The organism is Citrobacter sp. RHBSTW-00881 (genome assembly GCF_013728515.1).
GTDB lineage: Bacteria > Pseudomonadota > Gammaproteobacteria > Enterobacterales > Enterobacteriaceae > Citrobacter > Citrobacter braakii.
This window is the reverse complement of record NZ_CP056269.1, coordinates 3,334,384-3,351,378: the sequence shown is the minus strand read 5'-3', so window position 1 is coordinate 3,351,378 and position 16,995 is coordinate 3,334,384. Positions and strand designations below refer to the sequence as shown.

The 16,995-nt window shown below is 50.5% G+C and carries 15 protein-coding genes; 6 read left to right on the top strand and 9 right to left on the bottom strand.

Annotated features, from left to right (window positions below; translation table 11 throughout):
• The first annotated feature begins 219 nt into the window (after positions 1-219).
• Positions 220-1,368 (top strand): MFS transporter, encoded by a 1,149-nt coding sequence (locus HV311_RS16250; RefSeq protein ID WP_191220177.1) that lies wholly within the window; start codon positions 220-222, stop codon positions 1,366-1,368.
• Positions 1,369-1,412: 44 nt separating this feature from the next.
• On the opposite strand, the gene HV311_RS16245 is transcribed toward HV311_RS16250, so the two are convergent.
• From HV311_RS16245 to HV311_RS16225, 5 genes are read right to left on the bottom strand one after another with little or no spacing between them, the layout of a single operon-like run.
• A complete protein-coding gene (locus HV311_RS16245) occupies positions 1,413-1,889 on the bottom strand; it encodes a PTS sugar transporter subunit IIA (protein WP_016152435.1) in 477 nt (158 codons plus the stop codon).
• A gap of 53 nt (positions 1,890-1,942) precedes the next feature.
• A complete protein-coding gene (locus HV311_RS16240; RefSeq protein ID WP_181220602.1) occupies positions 1,943-2,854 on the bottom strand; it encodes a transketolase family protein in 912 nt (303 codons plus the stop codon).
• The gene (locus HV311_RS16235) at positions 2,854-3,651 is read right to left on the bottom strand and encodes a transketolase (protein WP_016156111.1); all 798 of its coding nucleotides are present in this window, start codon (positions 3,649-3,651) and stop codon (positions 2,854-2,856) included. Before HV311_RS16235 ends, HV311_RS16240 begins: the two co-directional genes overlap by 1 nt.
• A 12-nt stretch (positions 3,652-3,663) precedes the next feature.
• Positions 3,664-4,929 (bottom strand): PTS ascorbate transporter subunit IIC, encoded by a 1,266-nt coding sequence (locus HV311_RS16230; protein WP_016156112.1) that lies wholly within the window; start codon positions 4,927-4,929, stop codon positions 3,664-3,666.
• Between the two features lie 16 nt (positions 4,930-4,945).
• Positions 4,946-5,221, bottom strand: a complete 276-nt coding sequence (locus HV311_RS16225) for a PTS sugar transporter subunit IIB (protein ID WP_016152439.1) — start codon at positions 5,219-5,221, stop codon at positions 4,946-4,948.
• A 121-nt stretch (positions 5,222-5,342) separates the two neighbouring features.
• Between HV311_RS16225 and HV311_RS16220 the strand changes: the two genes are divergently transcribed.
• Positions 5,343-6,191 carry a MurR/RpiR family transcriptional regulator gene (locus HV311_RS16220; RefSeq protein ID WP_016156113.1) on the top strand — a complete coding sequence of 283 codons (849 nt, stop codon included), beginning with the start codon at positions 5,343-5,345 and terminating at the stop codon, positions 6,189-6,191.
• A 57-nt stretch (positions 6,192-6,248) separates the two neighbouring features.
• Here HV311_RS16220 and pflA read toward each other — a convergent pair whose 3' ends face one another.
• The 4 genes from pflA to ycaO form a co-directional block, all read right to left on the bottom strand.
• Positions 6,249-6,989: a pyruvate formate lyase 1-activating protein gene (gene pflA, locus HV311_RS16215; protein WP_003035751.1), complete on the bottom strand. Its 741-nt coding sequence runs from the start codon at positions 6,987-6,989 to the stop codon at positions 6,249-6,251.
• 185 nt (positions 6,990-7,174) lie between these two features.
• Positions 7,175-9,457 carry a formate C-acetyltransferase gene (gene pflB / locus HV311_RS16210; protein ID WP_016152441.1) on the bottom strand — a complete coding sequence of 761 codons (2,283 nt, stop codon included), beginning with the start codon at positions 9,455-9,457 and terminating at the stop codon, positions 7,175-7,177.
• Between the two features lie 59 nt (positions 9,458-9,516).
• On the bottom strand, positions 9,517-10,374 hold the full coding sequence (gene focA / locus HV311_RS16205) for a formate transporter FocA (RefSeq protein WP_003831909.1): 858 nt from the start codon (positions 10,372-10,374) through the stop codon (positions 9,517-9,519).
• A gap of 404 nt (positions 10,375-10,778) precedes the next feature.
• Positions 10,779-12,539, bottom strand: a complete 1,761-nt coding sequence (gene ycaO / locus HV311_RS16200) for a 30S ribosomal protein S12 methylthiotransferase accessory factor YcaO (protein WP_047414124.1) — start codon at positions 12,537-12,539, stop codon at positions 10,779-10,781.
• Between the two features lie 136 nt (positions 12,540-12,675).
• Between ycaO and HV311_RS16195 the strand changes: the two genes are divergently transcribed.
• The 4 genes from HV311_RS16195 to cmk all read left to right on the top strand — a co-directional run bounded on the left by HV311_RS16195 (position 12,676) and on the right by cmk (position 16,938).
• The gene (locus HV311_RS16195) at positions 12,676-13,368 is read left to right on the top strand and encodes a DUF421 domain-containing protein (RefSeq protein ID WP_016156114.1); all 693 of its coding nucleotides are present in this window, start codon (positions 12,676-12,678) and stop codon (positions 13,366-13,368) included.
• 212 nt (positions 13,369-13,580) lie between these two features.
• The gene (gene serC / locus HV311_RS16190) at positions 13,581-14,669 is read left to right on the top strand and encodes a 3-phosphoserine/phosphohydroxythreonine transaminase (RefSeq protein ID WP_016152445.1); all 1,089 of its coding nucleotides are present in this window, start codon (positions 13,581-13,583) and stop codon (positions 14,667-14,669) included.
• Positions 14,670-14,737: 68 nt separating this feature from the next.
• A complete protein-coding gene (gene aroA, locus HV311_RS16185) occupies positions 14,738-16,021 on the top strand; it encodes a 3-phosphoshikimate 1-carboxyvinyltransferase (RefSeq protein ID WP_047501177.1) in 1,284 nt (427 codons plus the stop codon).
• A gap of 233 nt (positions 16,022-16,254) precedes the next feature.
• Entirely contained in the window at positions 16,255-16,938 is a 684-nt protein-coding gene (cmk, locus tag HV311_RS16180) for a (d)CMP kinase (RefSeq protein ID WP_016152447.1), read from the top strand.
• Positions 16,939-16,995: the final 57 nt, after the last annotated feature.

Here is a 16,995-nt window from a genome sequence, read left to right as displayed (position 1 = left end):
TCCATGAAATTTTTCGACTGAACGCAACGCGAGATTTTTGTTTTAGATCAATAAAAACAAGCAGATGTGTTTTTGTGTTTTTTATCTATTCACATTAAGAATCAGTAATGCAAATCGATCGTCAGGAAAGCGCCTCAGCCCTTTGATTGCGCCGATTGACAATGTTTTTGGCAGTGGCATGATGCGCATGAAATTTGAACTTCCTCACGGTTTTTATTCATGTCCATCTATACCCGTCCCGTCATGCTGTTGCTGTGCGGGCTGCTTCTGCTGACCCTGGCGATCGCCGTGTTAAACACGCTCGTCCCGCTTTGGCTCGCCCATGAAAATTTGCCCACCTGGCAGGTAGGTGTGGTGAGTTCTTCCTACTTTACCGGCAATCTGGTAGGGACGTTGCTGACCGGGTATTTAATAAAACACCTTGGTTTTAATCGCAGCTATTACATTGCCTCGCTTATTTTTGCCGCGGGCTGTATCGGCCTGGGGGTTATGGTGGGATTCTGGAGCTGGATGACCTGGCGTTTTATCGCCGGTGTTGGCTGCGCCATGATTTGGGTGGTAGTGGAAAGTGCGCTGATGTGCAGCGGGACTTCGCGTAATCGCGGACGCTTGCTTGCCGCCTATATGATGATCTATTACGTGGGGACGTTTTTAGGCCAGCTACTGGTCAGTAAAGTATCAACAGAATTGATGAACGTCCTGCCGTGGGTGACGGGTACGATCCTGGCTGGCGTTTTGCCATTGCTCTTTACGCGCATTGCCAATCAGCAGGGTTATGAACAGCAGTCTACTCCTATTACCTCCATGCTGAAGCTGCGGCAGGCGCGTTTGGGCGTTAACGGCTGTATTATTTCCGGGATTGTGCTGGGGTCTTTGTATGGCCTGATGCCGCTGTATCTCAACCATCAAGGGGTGAGCAACGCCAGCATTGGTTTCTGGATGGCGGTTCTGGTTAGCGCCGGTATTCTGGGGCAATGGCCGATTGGCCGCCTGGCAGACAAGCTGGGACGCCTGCTGGTTTTACGCGTCCAGGTCTTCGTGGTTATCGTCGGAAGTATTGCCATGCTGAATCAGGCGGCGATGGCGCCGGCGTTGTTTATGTTGGGTGCGGCAGGTTTTACCCTCTATCCGGTGGCGATGGCCTGGGCCTGTGAAAAGGTTGAACATCATCAGCTGGTCGCCATGAATCAGGCATTGTTATTAAGCTATACCGTTGGCAGCCTGCTGGGTCCTTCATTCACCGCAATGCTGATGCAGAATTATTCCGATAATCTGTTATTCATTATGATCGCCAGCGTATCGTTTATTTATCTGCTGATGTTGTTGCGTAGCGCCAGACATACACCGACTCCGGTGGCTCATGTATAAAGCGCGCCAGACGGTATGCAGGCAAAATGTTTGCATACCGTGACTCATTTTCCCATTGCGGGTATGCCGGAAGTTGCGAGGTATTCGCATGCTTTCAGCGTGCAGTGAAGCTGCGCCTGACTGGTCATACTCGTCAGCTGTTGTAAATGCTCCCCTTCATCCAGCCAGCAAACCAGTTTTTGAATCATTTCAATATGTCGGGTGCTGCTGGCAGCCGCCAGGACAATAATTAACCGCACATCTGGATGCCCTGGAAAAGGCACCGCCTCTTTCAGACACAAGAGCGACAAATGTGTCTCACTGCTTATCACTCCTTCTTCCGGACGAGCGTGCGGTAGGGCAAACTCAGGGCTTAAGATGTACCACGGACCCAGTTGTTCTGTTTCACGGATGATTGCCTGAGCGTAGGCGGACGTAATCGCGCCCAGTTCTTCCAGAGGCTGGCAAGCCAGCGTCACGGCCTCCTGCCAGGAGTGGCATTGTTCACGAAACTGACAGGCAGAAAATAGCGCAGATGTCATTGTGTTCTCCTTATTTCAGAGCAGCAGACCGCATTGCGGTCTGCCAACCCGAACTATCTCAGGGCTTCAAAGAGTGCGGTCGCCGAAATACCGTATTTCTCTTTCAACTGGCGGCTATTGCCTGATTCCGTAAACGTATCTTGTGTCCCCAGTCGGATTAATCTCGTGGTTAATCCTTCCTCCGCCAATACTTCAGCAACCTGTCCGCCAAGCCCACCGGTGATCGTGTGATTTTCAATCGTTGCGATCTGCGGGCAGTTGGCAATCAGTTGCAGAAAGCGCTGGCGGTTAAACGGTTTTAGCATGGCGACGTGAATCAGCTTGCCACGTTTTCCCTGGGCGCACAGCTGCACATAACCTGCGCTTGCCTGCTCCAGAACGGTCCCTTCATAGAGAATGGCGAAGTCATTGCCTGAGTCCTCCACGGCGGCGATATCGGTCACTCGCGGAACGGCAGATTTATCGCGCACGGGCATCGGTTCTCGGGCTACGCGAATATAGACCGGACCGGGAATGTTTACTGCCTGTTCAAATGCGGCCTCAACTTCTTCAGCGTCGGCAGGCGTTAGAATTGTGAGCCCCGGCAGTACGCGCGTCAGGGCCAGATCTTCCAGCGCATGATGCGATGCGCCGTCAGGTCCATCATCCATTCCTGGGTGGCTACCAACTAATTTAATGTTAGCTTTGGCGTAGCACGCCTGGCGCAGTTGAGTCCAGGCGGTGCCTGTCACAAACATCGCAAAGTTAACGTAGAACGGAATATTTCCTTCCAGCGCCTGGCCAGTGGCAAAACTCATTGCCGATCCTTCCGCAATACCCATTTCAAAGAAAGCGTCTGGATAGATGGCCTGGAACTGGTCAGTGCGGGTGGAGCTGGCTAAATCACTATCAATGGCGACAATGGGATAGCCCTTTTTTTTCAGGGCAATGAGTGCGTTACCAATTTCATCACGTGGGGCTTTCATCACTGCAACTCCTCCATAGCCTGCTGATATTGTTCGGTGGTTGGGGTTTTTGAATGCCAGTCACCGTTATTTTCCATATAGCTAACGCCACTGCCTTTGGTGGTATGCGCAATAATGGCGACAGGTTTTCCTTTCAGATGGCGTGAAAGCATCAGCGTGTCGGCAACCTGATGCATATCGTTACCGTTATGGAGTTCGAGTACGTGCCAGCCGAAAAGACGCACTTTGTCGGCCAGAGGTTCCAGATTCACCACCTGATTAACGGGGTCGTGGGAGGAAAAACCGTTGTAGTCGATAATCGCCACCAGGTTATCCATCTTCATATGGCCTGCCTGTTGTAGCGTCTCCCAGATTTGCCCTTCGTGCATTTCGCCATCGCCAATGATGGCGAAAACGCGCTGTGATTCCCCCCGCTGTTTTTTGGCCGCCGCCATACCAAAGGCAATGGATAATCCCTGGCCCAGCAGGCCGGTTGTTGCATCGACTTCGGGCAGAGATTTGATGCTAGGGTGCCCCTGTAAACGTGAGTTAATTTGTCGAAAAGTATTAAATTCGCTGCGCTCAATTTTGCCTTTTTGATGCAGCATGGCGTACTGAGCAGCAACCGCATGACCTTTGCTCATGACCACGCGAGCGCGAGGGGCGCAGGAGAAGTCCACCTCTTGATCGTAAATCCAGGTCAGAATGTCGATGATGGACAATGCACCGCCAGGATGGCCAATGCCTGATTCATAAATCATGGTGACAATATCCCGGCGAGCAGCCAGCGCATGGGATTTCAATTCATCAATATTCATGTTCATTCCTTATCAGGGCAACATTTTGCCGATGTAATAAACCACTAAGCCGAGGGCGACAAAATCTGTCTCCGGGAAGCTAGTACCGGACAATCCCACCGATTCCATGATGGGATAGATGAGTGCCGGGCCAATACCAATTAATATGCCAGTGACAAAGCTACCGGCGATGGCCCCTTTCCAGCCTCCTGACGCATTACCGAAGACGGCGGCGGTAGCACCAATGAAGAAGTAGGGGATGGCGACGGGGATAATGACCGTTTGCCCAATTGATGCGAGTACCCCCATAACCACCAATCCACCCACAAAGGAAGAGATGAAACCTAAAACGGTGGCGGTTGGGGCATACGGAAAGACGACTGGGCAATCCAGTGCGGGTTTGGCGTTCGGGATAAATTTTTCAGAGATGCCCAGAAATGCCGGGACTATTTCTGACAACAGCAAGCGAACGCCGGTGATGATGATATAAAGCGATGCGGTAAACGTGAGTGACTGGAATAGCGGATAAACCAGCCAATGCATTCCACCGGCGGCGGCCGTTACCGCTTCTTCGCCTGCGGCAAGCGCCGCGATGTAATAGAAAATACTGACAGAGATGGACACGGAGACGATGTAGTCTTTAAAAATCCCCAACCATCCGGGAAGATTTAGCTTTTCTGTTGACTGCTTAGGATCGCCCACTTTCGAACCGATCCATCCCGATAGCGCGTAGGCCAGAGTAACGTAATGACCCATCGCGATTTCATCATTACCGGTAATCTTACGCATCCACGGCTGAGCGATAGCTGGATAGACACAGGCCGCAAGCCCCAGCAGTATGGAGCCGACGATAATTGTTGTTACATCGCTGTAGCCAAGCGCCTTAAGCGTAACGGTTAAGAGGGCAGACAGATACAGATTATGTTGACCCGTCAGGAAGATGTATTTGAACGGCGTTACGCGGGCAAAAAACAAGTTCCAGCCGAAACCAACGACCATGATGAGTGAAACGCACATGGCAAACTTGGTCTGTGCCAGCCCAGTTAACGCTTCGGCTAACGGCATCACACCTTTCAGACCGAATCCATCGCTGAATAAGGTCTGAAAATTACCTAAGGATGTCACCGCAATCCCTGCTCCGCCGGCAAATACCAGAAATCCGACGATGGTTTTAAAGGTACCTGAAAGCACTTTTTCGATGGGTTTACGCTGGATAAGCAAACCAATTAGCGCAATAAAGCCAACTAAAAGTGGGGTTACACCCAAAATGTCGAATACAATGAACTTTAGGAGATCCATATTTCCCCCGGAGAGGTTAGTTGTTTTGAACAACGCTGGTGAGCGCAGATTCCATTTCTTCGCTGTTCATCAGATCGGTGATACCGATTGCTCTGAACCCGGCGGCTTCTACCTCATCGGTCAGGTCGCTCATGGTGATCACGAAGTCGATGTTTTGCCAGGTTCGTAGCCCTGACAGGACATCGTGTTCAAGATCGATATCCCAGCCATGTTTATCGATGACTTTTTGGGCTTTGATTTTCAGCATTAGTGAACTGCCCATACCGGTACGACAGACGATCAGACCTTTCATTAGACGTTCTCCTGTTTGTAAAAATAATTATTTTTAATTATCATTGGTGCGATAAAAATTATTATCGCAAAGCCGGGCAAAGTATGTGACAGCATTTGCATTTTGTGCAAAAAGGCGAAAAATGAGTCAAATAGATACTAATTTATTGATTAACATAAGAAATGGGGCTTCAGAGCTGAGTCCGATCCTGGAAAAGGTAGGGCGTTTTATCACTGAAAATCCTGATTTTGTGATGCGGCATACGATAACCGAGCTGGCCGATTCTATTGATACCAGTGAGGGGAGTATCACTCGTTTTTGCCGTGCCTTTGGTTTTAAGGGGTTTTCTGATTTCAGAACGGCTCTTGCACTGGAGCAAGGAGCTGCACGGCCGAATGATGGAGGAAGTGAGGAGACGGCGGCGGTACTGGCAAGCGTTTGTGACAGCAATGCCATCATTGACAGCAAAGAGTTGCAGGCGGTTGCGACCTGGTTAAATCAGCTCAGTAATATTGCAATTTATGCGGTAGGTACTGCGGTGCCGGTGGCGTTATTCCTGCAAATCAATCTGGTGCAGATGGGGAAAATAGCCAGTTATATCGACCGATTTTATCCGGCGGCTATCTCTCCGTTGGCGGACAGCCAAAAAACAGGGATTATCGTTATTCATACAGAACAAGTCTCTACCGATATGATGCAGTCGCTGACGCTAGCGAAGGAACAAGGCATAAAAATTCTCTCGTTAACTCGCGGATCGTTTGCGCCATTAAATCGGCTTTCTGACTGGAATTTGCAGGCGGCGGTTGCATTACAGGGGGAAGGTGAGTCTGGTTTTGCTGAAATTGCTGGTGCGATGATGGTGGCAGATCGCATACTCAGTGCTCTGGAAGAGCAGGATGAGCGTTACGTGCAGTGTCGTAAAGCACACCAGAAACGTATTTTCTCTATTGAAAGCGTGACCAATAAACTTTCAGAATATTTTATGTCGTAGGCATCGAACGTTGGCGTCGCGCTACTCAAGCAGAGCGCTGCGACGCCGTGGTCGTCATTAGTACATCACTTTATGACCATACTGCTCAAGAATGCCTTTCACGCGCTCCATGGTCTCTTTCTTCGGTGGCTTAACACCGTCAAGTTTGTACTCTTCACCCATTGCCACCCATTTGTGTTTGCCCAGCTCATGGTATGGCAGCAGTTCGATTTTCTCTACGTTGCCCATATCGCGGGTAAACTCGCCCAGGCGGTGCGCGGAGTCGTCATCGTCAGACCAGCCAGGCACAACGACGTAGCGGATCCACACCTTGATGTCTTTATTGGACAGGTAACGTGCAAACTCAAGCGTGCGATGGTTAGATACGCCCACCAGATTCTGATGGATTTCATCATTCATCTGTTTGAGATCGAGCATCACCAGGTCAGTGACTTCCAGCAATTCATCGATCACCGGATCGTAGCGGCGAACAAAACCGTTGGTATCCAGACAGGTATGAATACCTTCTTTTTTACAGGCACGAAACCAGTCGCGTACAAATTCAGCTTGCAGGATAGCTTCGCCACCGGACGCTGTCACACCGCCACCGGAGGCGTTCATAAAGTGGCGGTAGGTCACGACCTCTTTCATTAACTCGTCGACGGTGACTTCTTTGCCGCCGTGCGTATCCCATGTGTCACGGTTATGACAATACAGGCAGCGCATCAGGCAGCCCTGGAAGAAGGTAATAAAACGGATGCCCGGGCCATCAACAGTGCCACAGGATTCAAAGGAGTGAATGCGACCAATAACTGACATTGCGGTGTTTCTCCAGGTGTGGCCCATCCGGGGCCAGTGTTAGTGCACAGTTATTAACTGTGTCGAGTCTGTTTTGGCTGCTATCCATAAGTATAGATAGCTGACAAAGCAGGCTATTAAAAAGGCCCCACTTACGTGGAGCCTTTATTGTACGCTTTTTAAAGTACGATTTCAGTCAAAACCAATTACATGGTCTGAGTGAAGGTACGAGTAATAACGTCCTGCTGCTGTTCTTTAGTCAGGGAGTTAAAACGTACTGCGTAGCCAGAAACACGGATGGTCAGCTGCGGATATTTTTCCGGATGTTCCATCGCATCCAGCAGCATTTCACGGTTCATGACGTTCACGTTCAGGTGCTGACCACCTTCGATGGACGCTTCGTGGTGGAAGTAACCATCCATCAGACCAGCCAGGTTGGTCTTACGAACTTCGTCGTCTTTACCCAGTGCGTTCGGAACGATAGAGAAGGTGTAAGAGATACCATCTTTAGCGTAAGCAAACGGCAGTTTAGCAACGGAGGTCAGAGAGGCAACAGCACCTTTCTGGTCACGACCGTGCATTGGGTTAGCACCCGGTCCGAACGGCGCGCCAGCACGACGACCATCTGGGGTGTTACCGGTTTTCTTACCATAAACCACGTTAGAGGTGATGGTCAGAACAGACTGAGTCGGGATAGCGTTACGATAAGTAGTCAGTTTCTGAATTTTCTTCATGAAACGTTCTACCAGGTCAACCGCCATGTCATCAACGCGAGAGTCGTTGTTACCAAACTGCGGGTATTCGCCTTCGATTTCGAAGTCGACAGCCAGACCGTCTTCGTCACGAATCGGTTTAACTTTCGCATATTTGATTGCAGACAGGGAGTCAGCAGCAACGGACAGACCAGCGATACCACACGCCATGGTGCGGATAACGTCACGGTCGTGCAGCGCCATCAGAGAGGCTTCGTAGCTGTACTTGTCGTGCATGTAGTGGATAACGTTCAGTGCAGTGACGTACTGTTTAGCCAGCCAGTCCATGAAGTGATCCATGCGCTCCATAACTTCGTCGAAGTTCAGAACGTCGCCTTTGATCGGTTCAGATTTAGGACCAACCTGCATTTTCAGTTTTTCATCAACGCCGCCGTTGATTGCGTACAGCATGGTTTTCGCCAGGTTTGCACGCGCACCGAAGAACTGCATTTGTTTACCAACAACCATCGGGCTTACGCAGCAAGCGATAGCGTAGTCGTCGTTGTTGAAGTCCGGACGCATCAGGTCATCGTTCTCGTACTGCAGAGAAGAGGTGTCGATGGACACTTTAGCGGCGAATTTCTTGAAGTTCAGAGGCAGTTTCTCAGACCACAGAACGGTGATGTTCGGCTCCGGAGAAGGACCCATGGTGTACAGGGTATTCAGGAAGCGGAAGCTGTTTTTGGTAACCAGAGTACGGCCATCAACGCCCATACCACCGATAGATTCAGTTGCCCAAATCGGGTCACCGGAGAACAGTTCATCATATTCAGGGGTACGCAGGAAACGAACCATACGCAGTTTCATGACCAGGTGGTCAATCATTTCCTGAGCGTCTTGCTCGGTGATTTTGCCCGCTTTGATATCACGTTCGATGTAGGCATCCAGGAAGGTGGATACGCGACCGAAGGACATTGCTGCGCCGTTCTGAGATTTAACCGCGGCCAGGTAGCCGAAGTAAGTCCACTGGATAGCTTCCTGAGCGTTGGTTGCCGGACCAGAGATATCGCAGCCATATTTAGCAGCCATTTCTTTGATCTGACCCAGTGCGCGGTGCTGTTCAGCAATTTCTTCACGCAGACGGATAGTGGCTTCCAGGTTTACGCCGTTTTCCAGATCGGACTGCAGAGAGACGAACTGAGCGTATTTGTCTTTCATCAGGTAGTCGATACCGTACAGCGCAACGCGACGGTAGTCACCGATGATACGGCCACGGCCATAGGCATCTGGCAGACCAGTCAGAACACCGGATTTACGGCAGTTCAGAATGTCTTTGGTGTAAACATCGAATACGCCCTGGTTGTGGGTTTTGCGGTATTCGGTGAAGATTTTTTTCAGCATCGGGTCCAGTTCGCGATTGTACGCTTTGCAGGAACCTTCAACCATTTTGATGCCGCCAAACGGAATGATCGCACGTTTCAGCGGAGCTTCAGTCTGCAGACCAACAATTTTCTCGAGCGCTTTGTTGATGTAGCCAGCGTCGTGAGAAGTGATGGTAGAAGCAACGGAGGTGTCAAAGTCAACAGGCGCGTGAGTGCGGTTTTCCTGTTTAACGCCTTCCATCACGCTGTCCCACAGTGCAGTGGTCGCATCAGTTGCGCCAGCCAGGAAGGACTCGTCACCCTCATACGGAGTGTAGTTTTTCTGAATGAAGTCACGGACGTTTACTTCATTCTGCCAATCACCTTTGGTAAAACCTTCCCAGGCTGTGGCTAACTTTTCATTAAGCTCGGACATGTAACACCTACCTTCTTAAGTGGATTTTTTATTTACTGCGTGTAATGGGCATCATCAGATTAATGATGATCGTTACCACGCAGATAAATGACCCAGTATGTCAACCCGACCAACAAACCGCCGCCGATAATGTTGCCGATCGTAACCGGAATCAGGTTATCGGTGATGAAATTCATCACGGTCAGGTGAGAAAAATTCTCCGGAGAAGACCCAACAGCGGTCCAGAATTCCGGGGTGGCGAAATCGCGAATTACAATACCCATAGGGATCATAAACATGTTTGCGATACTGTGCTCAAAACCGCTGGCAACAAACATTGCGACCGGTAATACCATGATAAACGCTTTGTCCATCAGGCTGCGACCCGAATAGCTCATCCATACTGCCAGACACACCATCAGGTTCGCCAGGATGCCAAGACTTACCGCCTCAACAAAAGTATGGTGCACTTTGTGGTCGGCTGTTTGCAGGACGTTGAGACCCCACGCGCCGTTAGCGGTCATATACTCGCCAGAAAGCCACATGAGTAACACGAAGATCAGGGCGCCAATCAGGTTGCCGACATAAACGTTAAGCCAGTTTTTCGCCAATTGGCCCCAGGTGATGCGGCCACTGGCTTTCGCTACGACAATCAGTACGGTTGAGGTGAAGAGGTCTGCACCGCAGACAACGCAGAGAATCAGCCCCAGGGAAAAGCAGATACCACCTACTAGCTTCGCCATGCCGAAAGGCATTGTGCCGGTACCGGTTGTGGCGGTGATATAGAAAACAAAGGCAATTGAAATGAATACACCGGCAGTAATTGCCAGATAGAACGTCTTAAGCGGATGTTTCGTTGCTTTATAGACGCCTGCTTCTTCGGCAACTTTGGCCATTGCAGCAGGAAGAATAAGATCAAAAGGGTTGTCAGCTTTCACACTAACTCTCTCTTTATTAAGTCGGCGACGAGATACTAACAAAGCATTATAGATGAGAATTTGATATAGATCATATCTCGCCTGGCTTATAGGCCCGTAAGGCGCATGGTTTTTATGCGATTACGGTGTAACTTTTTGATTATCCAAATAAAAATAAATTTTAAAAATTATAAAGTGAGTTGAATTTTTTCTTTCTGTCTCCTCTGGGGCGGTTAATTAAAATGGAGTAATTGAGATAAAAAACCACATTAATAAGCTAATTTTCTTAATATCAACTACTAATATTTAACCTTGTTTTTACATTTATTTTTTGATTTGACCAAAATAAAAAACAGGGCGCATTAAGCGCCCCGTAATATAGCCCAGACAATACCTTTAGCCTACTCAGCGCAGGCTGATTGTCACTATTTTGACCAATGTGCTGCTTTCGCGCGCTGCAGTTTTTCGTAAGCTTTCAGCAGAGACTGATGCGCCGGGAAAGCCTGCAGATCGCTATCAACAGTTTGAAGCCCGTAGAACGGCGCTTCGCCACTTAATGCTGCACTTGCGGCTTCAACCGCCTCGGCACCGTACATGCGAACAAACGCGTTCAGATATTGTAGCGGCTGACGATCTTCTTCCTGAGATAGCAGCAGCAGCGTTTGCAGACAGCGGTAGTAGTTGGCACGTTCAGCGCTAAAGACAGAGGCGTTGAATTCCATCGTCCATTCTGTCCAGACCAGCGCCTGCTCCAGGTCGCCGCCGGCCAGCGCCAGCATCACTTTAAGCTCGCCAATGCGCAGGGTGTACCAACCGTTATCCGCACCGGTTGCCAGACCGAGCAGCTCGCGTACGCGGGTGAAGTCGTCAAAGCCTTCTTCATCCAGTTGTTCGATCAGATTGAGATAGTCTTCTTTATCCCATTCACTGCCCGGAAGAGAGAGGATAGTGTCACGCAGATGGGCGCCCATGGCATTGTTGGCTAACCACAGATCTTCAGCCGGATAGATGTCAGACATTCCCGGAACAATAATGCGGCACGCATAAACGCTCAGGTGCTCGTAGTCGGCGATATACACTTCTTTATCTTCAGCATTGAAGATGGCCATCAGGGTGGCGAACTCTTCTTCCGTGGTACCGGAGAAATTCCAGTCAACGAACGGATAGTCAGCATCCTGCTTGAACAGATCCCAGGAGATCAGGCCGCTGGAATCGATGAAGTGGGTTTCAAGGTTAGTGTGTTCAGCCACTTCTTCGTCGTCAAAGGTCGGTGGGGTGAAGACATCAAGATCTTTCAGACCGCGGCCCTGTAGCAGTTCAGTGACAGTACGCTCCAGCGCAACGCCGAAATCCGGGTGTGCACCGAAGGAGGCAAAGCAGGTACCATTGGCCGGGTTGAACAGGACAACGCAAATCACCGGATACTTGCCGCCCAGCGAGCCATCGTAGGCGAAAATTGGGAAACCTTCCGCTTCCAGTTTGGCGATGGACTCAACCACTGCCGGGTAGCGCGCCATGACTTCGGCCGGGATTTCCGGCAGGCTGATGCTTTCCGCAATAATACGGTTCTTCACATGACGCTCAAAGACTTCAGACAGGCCCTGAACGCGCGCTTCGTTTCGGGTGTTACCCGCAGACATGCCGTTAGAAACGTACAGGTTGCCAATAATGTTCATCGGAATATAGACGGTCTGGTTATCCGACTGACGGGTAAACGGTAGGCCGCAGACCCCACGTTCTTCATTACCGGATTGCAGATCGATAAGCATGCTGCCAGTCAGTTCGTTGTCTGGATCGTAAAACGCACGCAGACGAGCATCCAGCAGACCTTCTGGTACGTCGTCTTCTTCAGTCAACGGGAACCATTTTTCGTTCGGATAATGCACGAATGGGCCGTTGGCGATGGTTTCACCCAGCCAGAAATCAGCAAAGAAATAGTTAGTCGACAGACGCTCAAAATATTCGCCCAGCGCGGAAGCCAGCGCCGCTTTTTTCGTCGCGCCTTTACCGTTGGTGAAGCACAGCGCGCATTCTTTGTCGCGAATATGTACAGACCAGACGTTAGGGACGGGATTCAACCACGAGGCTTCTTCAATTTGAAAACCAAGGTCGAGCAATTTTTGCTGGAAGCGAGCGATGGAGTCTTCCAGAGCGGCATCTTTGCCGGGGATAAATGTTTGCGTCATGAAAATCACTTTTGTCGTACGGAAAGCGCGCAATGATACGGGTTTTAAATGAATGGCGCTATCGTCGCCGGAGTTCAGACGTAAATAAAAGTATTAGCTATGCTTTCCTACAGCCAACCACGTTTAGAGCATAATAATGAAAGCTTTCGATTTACACCGAATGGTACTGGATAAGGTGCCCATGGATTTTCTGGGAGAAGTTGCTCTGCGCAGCCTCTATACCTTTATATTGGTTTTTCTGTTTTTAAAAATCACCGGACGTCGCGGCGTACGCCAGATGTCGCTTTTTGAAGTGCTGATTATCCTTACGCTGGGGTCCGCGGCGGGAGACGTGGCATTTTATGATGATGTCCCGATGCTGCCGGTGCTGGTGGTCTTTATTACGCTTGCTGTGCTGTATCGGCTGGTTATGTGGCTGATGGCGCATAGCGAGAAAATGGAGGATTTGCTGGAGGGCAAGCCCGTTGTGATCATTGAGGACGGCGAGCTGGCATGGTCGAAGCTCAATAGCGCCAATATGACGGAATTCGAATTCTTTATGGAATTGCGTTTGAACGGCGTGGAGCAATTGGGACAGGTGAGACTGGCCATCCTGGAGACTAATGGGCAAATCAGCGTCTATTTCTTTGCTGATGAAGACGTAAAGCCGGGGCTCAGTATTTTGCCTAAACGCTGCACACAGCGATTTAAAGTGATACCTGAAGCTGGGGACTATGCCTGTATACGGTGTAGTGAAGTGGTGCAAATGAACGCCGGAGATCATCAATTATGTCCACGCTGTGCAAATCCAGAATGGTCGAAGGCCAGTCGGGCAAAACGGGTCACCTGACAGCGAAAATCTCGGTTTTTACCCGTCAATCCGATAGATTCTGTTGTGTGACCAATGACACATTTTTACCCTGGTCAGTTTTACCCATTGCGGCGCGTGTCACTGAATGATAAAACCGATATCCACAGGAATAACTTATACCAATGTCTGTCACCGGATTATCGCCAATGACAGGATGTTGATTGGACAACAACACAACGTGGTGAGGGGAAATGGCTCAGGTCTTCAATTTTAGTTCAGGTCCGGCAATGTTACCGGCAGAAGTACTTAAACTGGCTCAACAGGATCTTCGCGACTGGAACGGTCTTGGCACGTCGGTGATGGAAATTAGCCACCGTGGCAAAGAATTCATCCAGGTCGCAGAGGAAGCGGAGCAGGATTTTCGCGATCTTCTCAGCATCCCCTCCAACTATAAAGTGTTGTTCTGCCATGGCGGTGGGCGCGGGCAGTTTGCGGGCATCCCGTTAAATATTCTGGGTGACAAAACCACGGCGGATTACGTTGATGCCGGTTATTGGGCCGCCAGCGCAATTAAAGAAGCGAAAAAATACTGTACGCCAAACGTTATCGACGCCAAAGTCACCGTTGACGGACTGCGTGCTGTTAAGCCAATGAGCGAATGGCAGCTTTCTGACAACGCGGCGTATTTGCACTATTGCCCGAATGAAACCATTGATGGCATTGCGATCGATGAAACGCCGAATTTTGCCAGCAATGTGGTGGTTACGGCGGATCTGTCCTCTACCATTCTTTCTGCACCGCTTGACGTGAGCCGTTATGGCGTAATTTATGCCGGGGCGCAGAAAAACATCGGCCCGGCCGGGCTGACCATTGTCATCGTACGTGAAGATTTGCTGGGTAAGGCTCATGTGTCATGCCCGTCAATCCTCGACTATACCGTGCTGAATGACAACGACTCCATGTTCAACACGCCGCCAACCTTTGCCTGGTATCTGTCTGGCCTGGTCTTTAAATGGCTGAAAGAGCAGGGCGGTGTTAACGCGATGGATAAAATTAACCAGCAAAAAGCGGAACTGCTGTACGGCGTAATCGATAACAGCGATTTCTACCGTAACGACGTGGCAAAATCGAACCGTTCACGGATGAACGTACCGTTCCAGCTTGCTGACAGCGCACTGGATAAACTCTTCCTGGAAGAGTCTTTCGCTGCGGGTCTGCACGCGTTGAAAGGGCACCGTGTGGTCGGTGGTATGCGCGCGTCCATCTACAATGCAATGCCGCTAGAAGGTGTAAAAGCGCTGACCGATTTCATGGTCGATTTCGAGCGCCGCCGCGGTTAATCTGCTGTATTTTCATCCCCACAGCCAGTCTGTGGGGTTTTTATGTCTGTTTTTGAGAGTCGAGTTTCATGGAATCCCTGACGTTACAACCCATTGCGCGGGTGGATGGCACCATCAATCTGCCTGGATCCAAAAGTGTTTCTAACCGCGCTTTGCTGCTGGCTGCATTAGCAAATGGCACCACTGTCCTGACCAACCTTCTGGACAGCGATGATGTCCGCCATATGCTTAATGCTCTGAATGCGTTAGGAATTAGCTATACCCTTTCTGCCGACCGTACGCGTTGCGAGATTATCGGCAATGGCGGCGCGCTGCATGCCGAAGGCGCAGTAGAACTGTTCCTTGGCAATGCCGGAACCGCAATGCGCCCACTGGCCGCTGCGCTGTGTCTGGGCAGTAATGACATCGTGTTGACAGGCGAGCCGCGCATGAAAGAGCGCCCGATTGGCCATCTGGTTGATGCGTTACGCCAGGGCGGAGCCAACATTGAATACCTGGAGCAAGAAAACTATCCGCCTTTACGTCTGCGCGGTGGCTTTACCGGAGGACAGGTTGAGGTAGACGGCAGCGTATCCAGCCAGTTCCTGACTGCGCTGCTGATGACTGCGCCACTGGCGCCGCAGGATACGACGATCGCCATTAAAGGCGAGCTGGTATCTAAACCTTACATTGATATCACACTGAACCTGATGAAAACGTTTGGTGTTGAAATTGAGAATCAGAACTACCAGCGCTTTGTTGTGCAGGGTCAGCAGCAGTATCAGTCACCGGGTGCATATCTGGTTGAAGGCGATGCTTCTTCCGCTTCCTATTTTCTCGCAGCGGGAGCCATTAAAGGCGGTACGGTAAAAGTCACCGGGATTGGCCGCAACAGTATGCAGGGTGATATCCGCTTCGCCGATGTGCTGGAAAAAATGGGCGCGACCATTACCTGGGGCGAAGACTTTATTGCCTGTACTCACGGTGAGCTGAACGCGGTAGACATGGATATGAACCATATTCCCGATGCGGCGATGACCATTGCCACGGCAGCGCTGTTCGCTAAAGGCACCACGACCTTACGTAACATCTACAACTGGCGCGTCAAAGAGACCGACCGCCTTTTCGCGATGGCGACCGAGTTGCGTAAAGTGGGCGCGATCGTTGAAGAGGGCGAAGACTATATTCGTGTCACACCACCGGCGACGTTACAGTTTGCGGAGATCGCGACCTACAACGATCACCGCATGGCGATGTGTTTCTCGCTGGTGGCGTTGTCTGACACGCCGGTGACCATTCTGGACCCTAAATGTACCGCCAAAACCTTCCCGGATTATTTCGAACAGTTGGCGCGTATTAGTACACCTGCCTGATCCTCACATCTGACGATCGCGCTCAGCATATTCGTGAGCGCATCGCTGCAGATAAAAAGTAAATCAGTGTCATCTTCCGGGCTGGTTTCTCGCCAGCCCGCTATAATTGCGCAATTCTTCCTCACATCGTTACAGACTAATCGGGTTTTTACACTCTGTGTTAACGATTATTAGCGTTGGCGCGTATAATGCGCGGCGTTCACGTTAACGTATGCCCGTTTAAGGAGAAAAAGATGACGGCAATTGCCCCGGTTATTACCATTGATGGCCCAAGTGGTGCAGGAAAAGGCACCTTGTGCAAGGCAATGGCGGAAGCATTGCAATGGCATCTGTTAGATTCAGGCGCGATCTACCGCGTACTGGCGCTCGCAGCGTTGCATCACCATGTTGATGTCACATCTGAAGATGCTCTGGTACCGCTTGCCTCACACCTGGATGTGCGTTTTATCTCAACGGACGGCAACCTGGAAGTCATTCTGGAAGGTGAAGATGTCAGCGGCGAAATCCGCACCCAGGAAGTAGCGAATGCCGCATCTCAGGTCGCTGCGTTTCCTCGCGTACGCGAAGCGCTGTTACGCCGCCAACGCGCGTTTCGTGAAGCGCCCGGCCTGATTGCCGACGGACGAGACATGGGGACCGTGGTGTTCCCGGATGCACCAGTGAAAATTTTCCTGGACGCCTCCTCGCAAGAACGTGCGCATAGACGTATGCTACAGTTGCAGGAAAAGGGCTTTAGTGTTAACTTTGAACGCCTTTTGGCCGAGATCGAAGAACGCGATTTCCGCGATCGTAATCGTGCTGTAGCGCCGCTGGTTCCCGCTGCTGATGCTTTAGTTTTGGATTCAACCCGATTAAGCATTGAGCAAGTGATTGAAAAAGCGTTACAATACGCGCGCCAAAAACTGGCACTCGCTTAAGTGCGACCGAATTTGCAGTACCCCCGTTGCAATGGATTGACAGCGGGTATGTTAAAC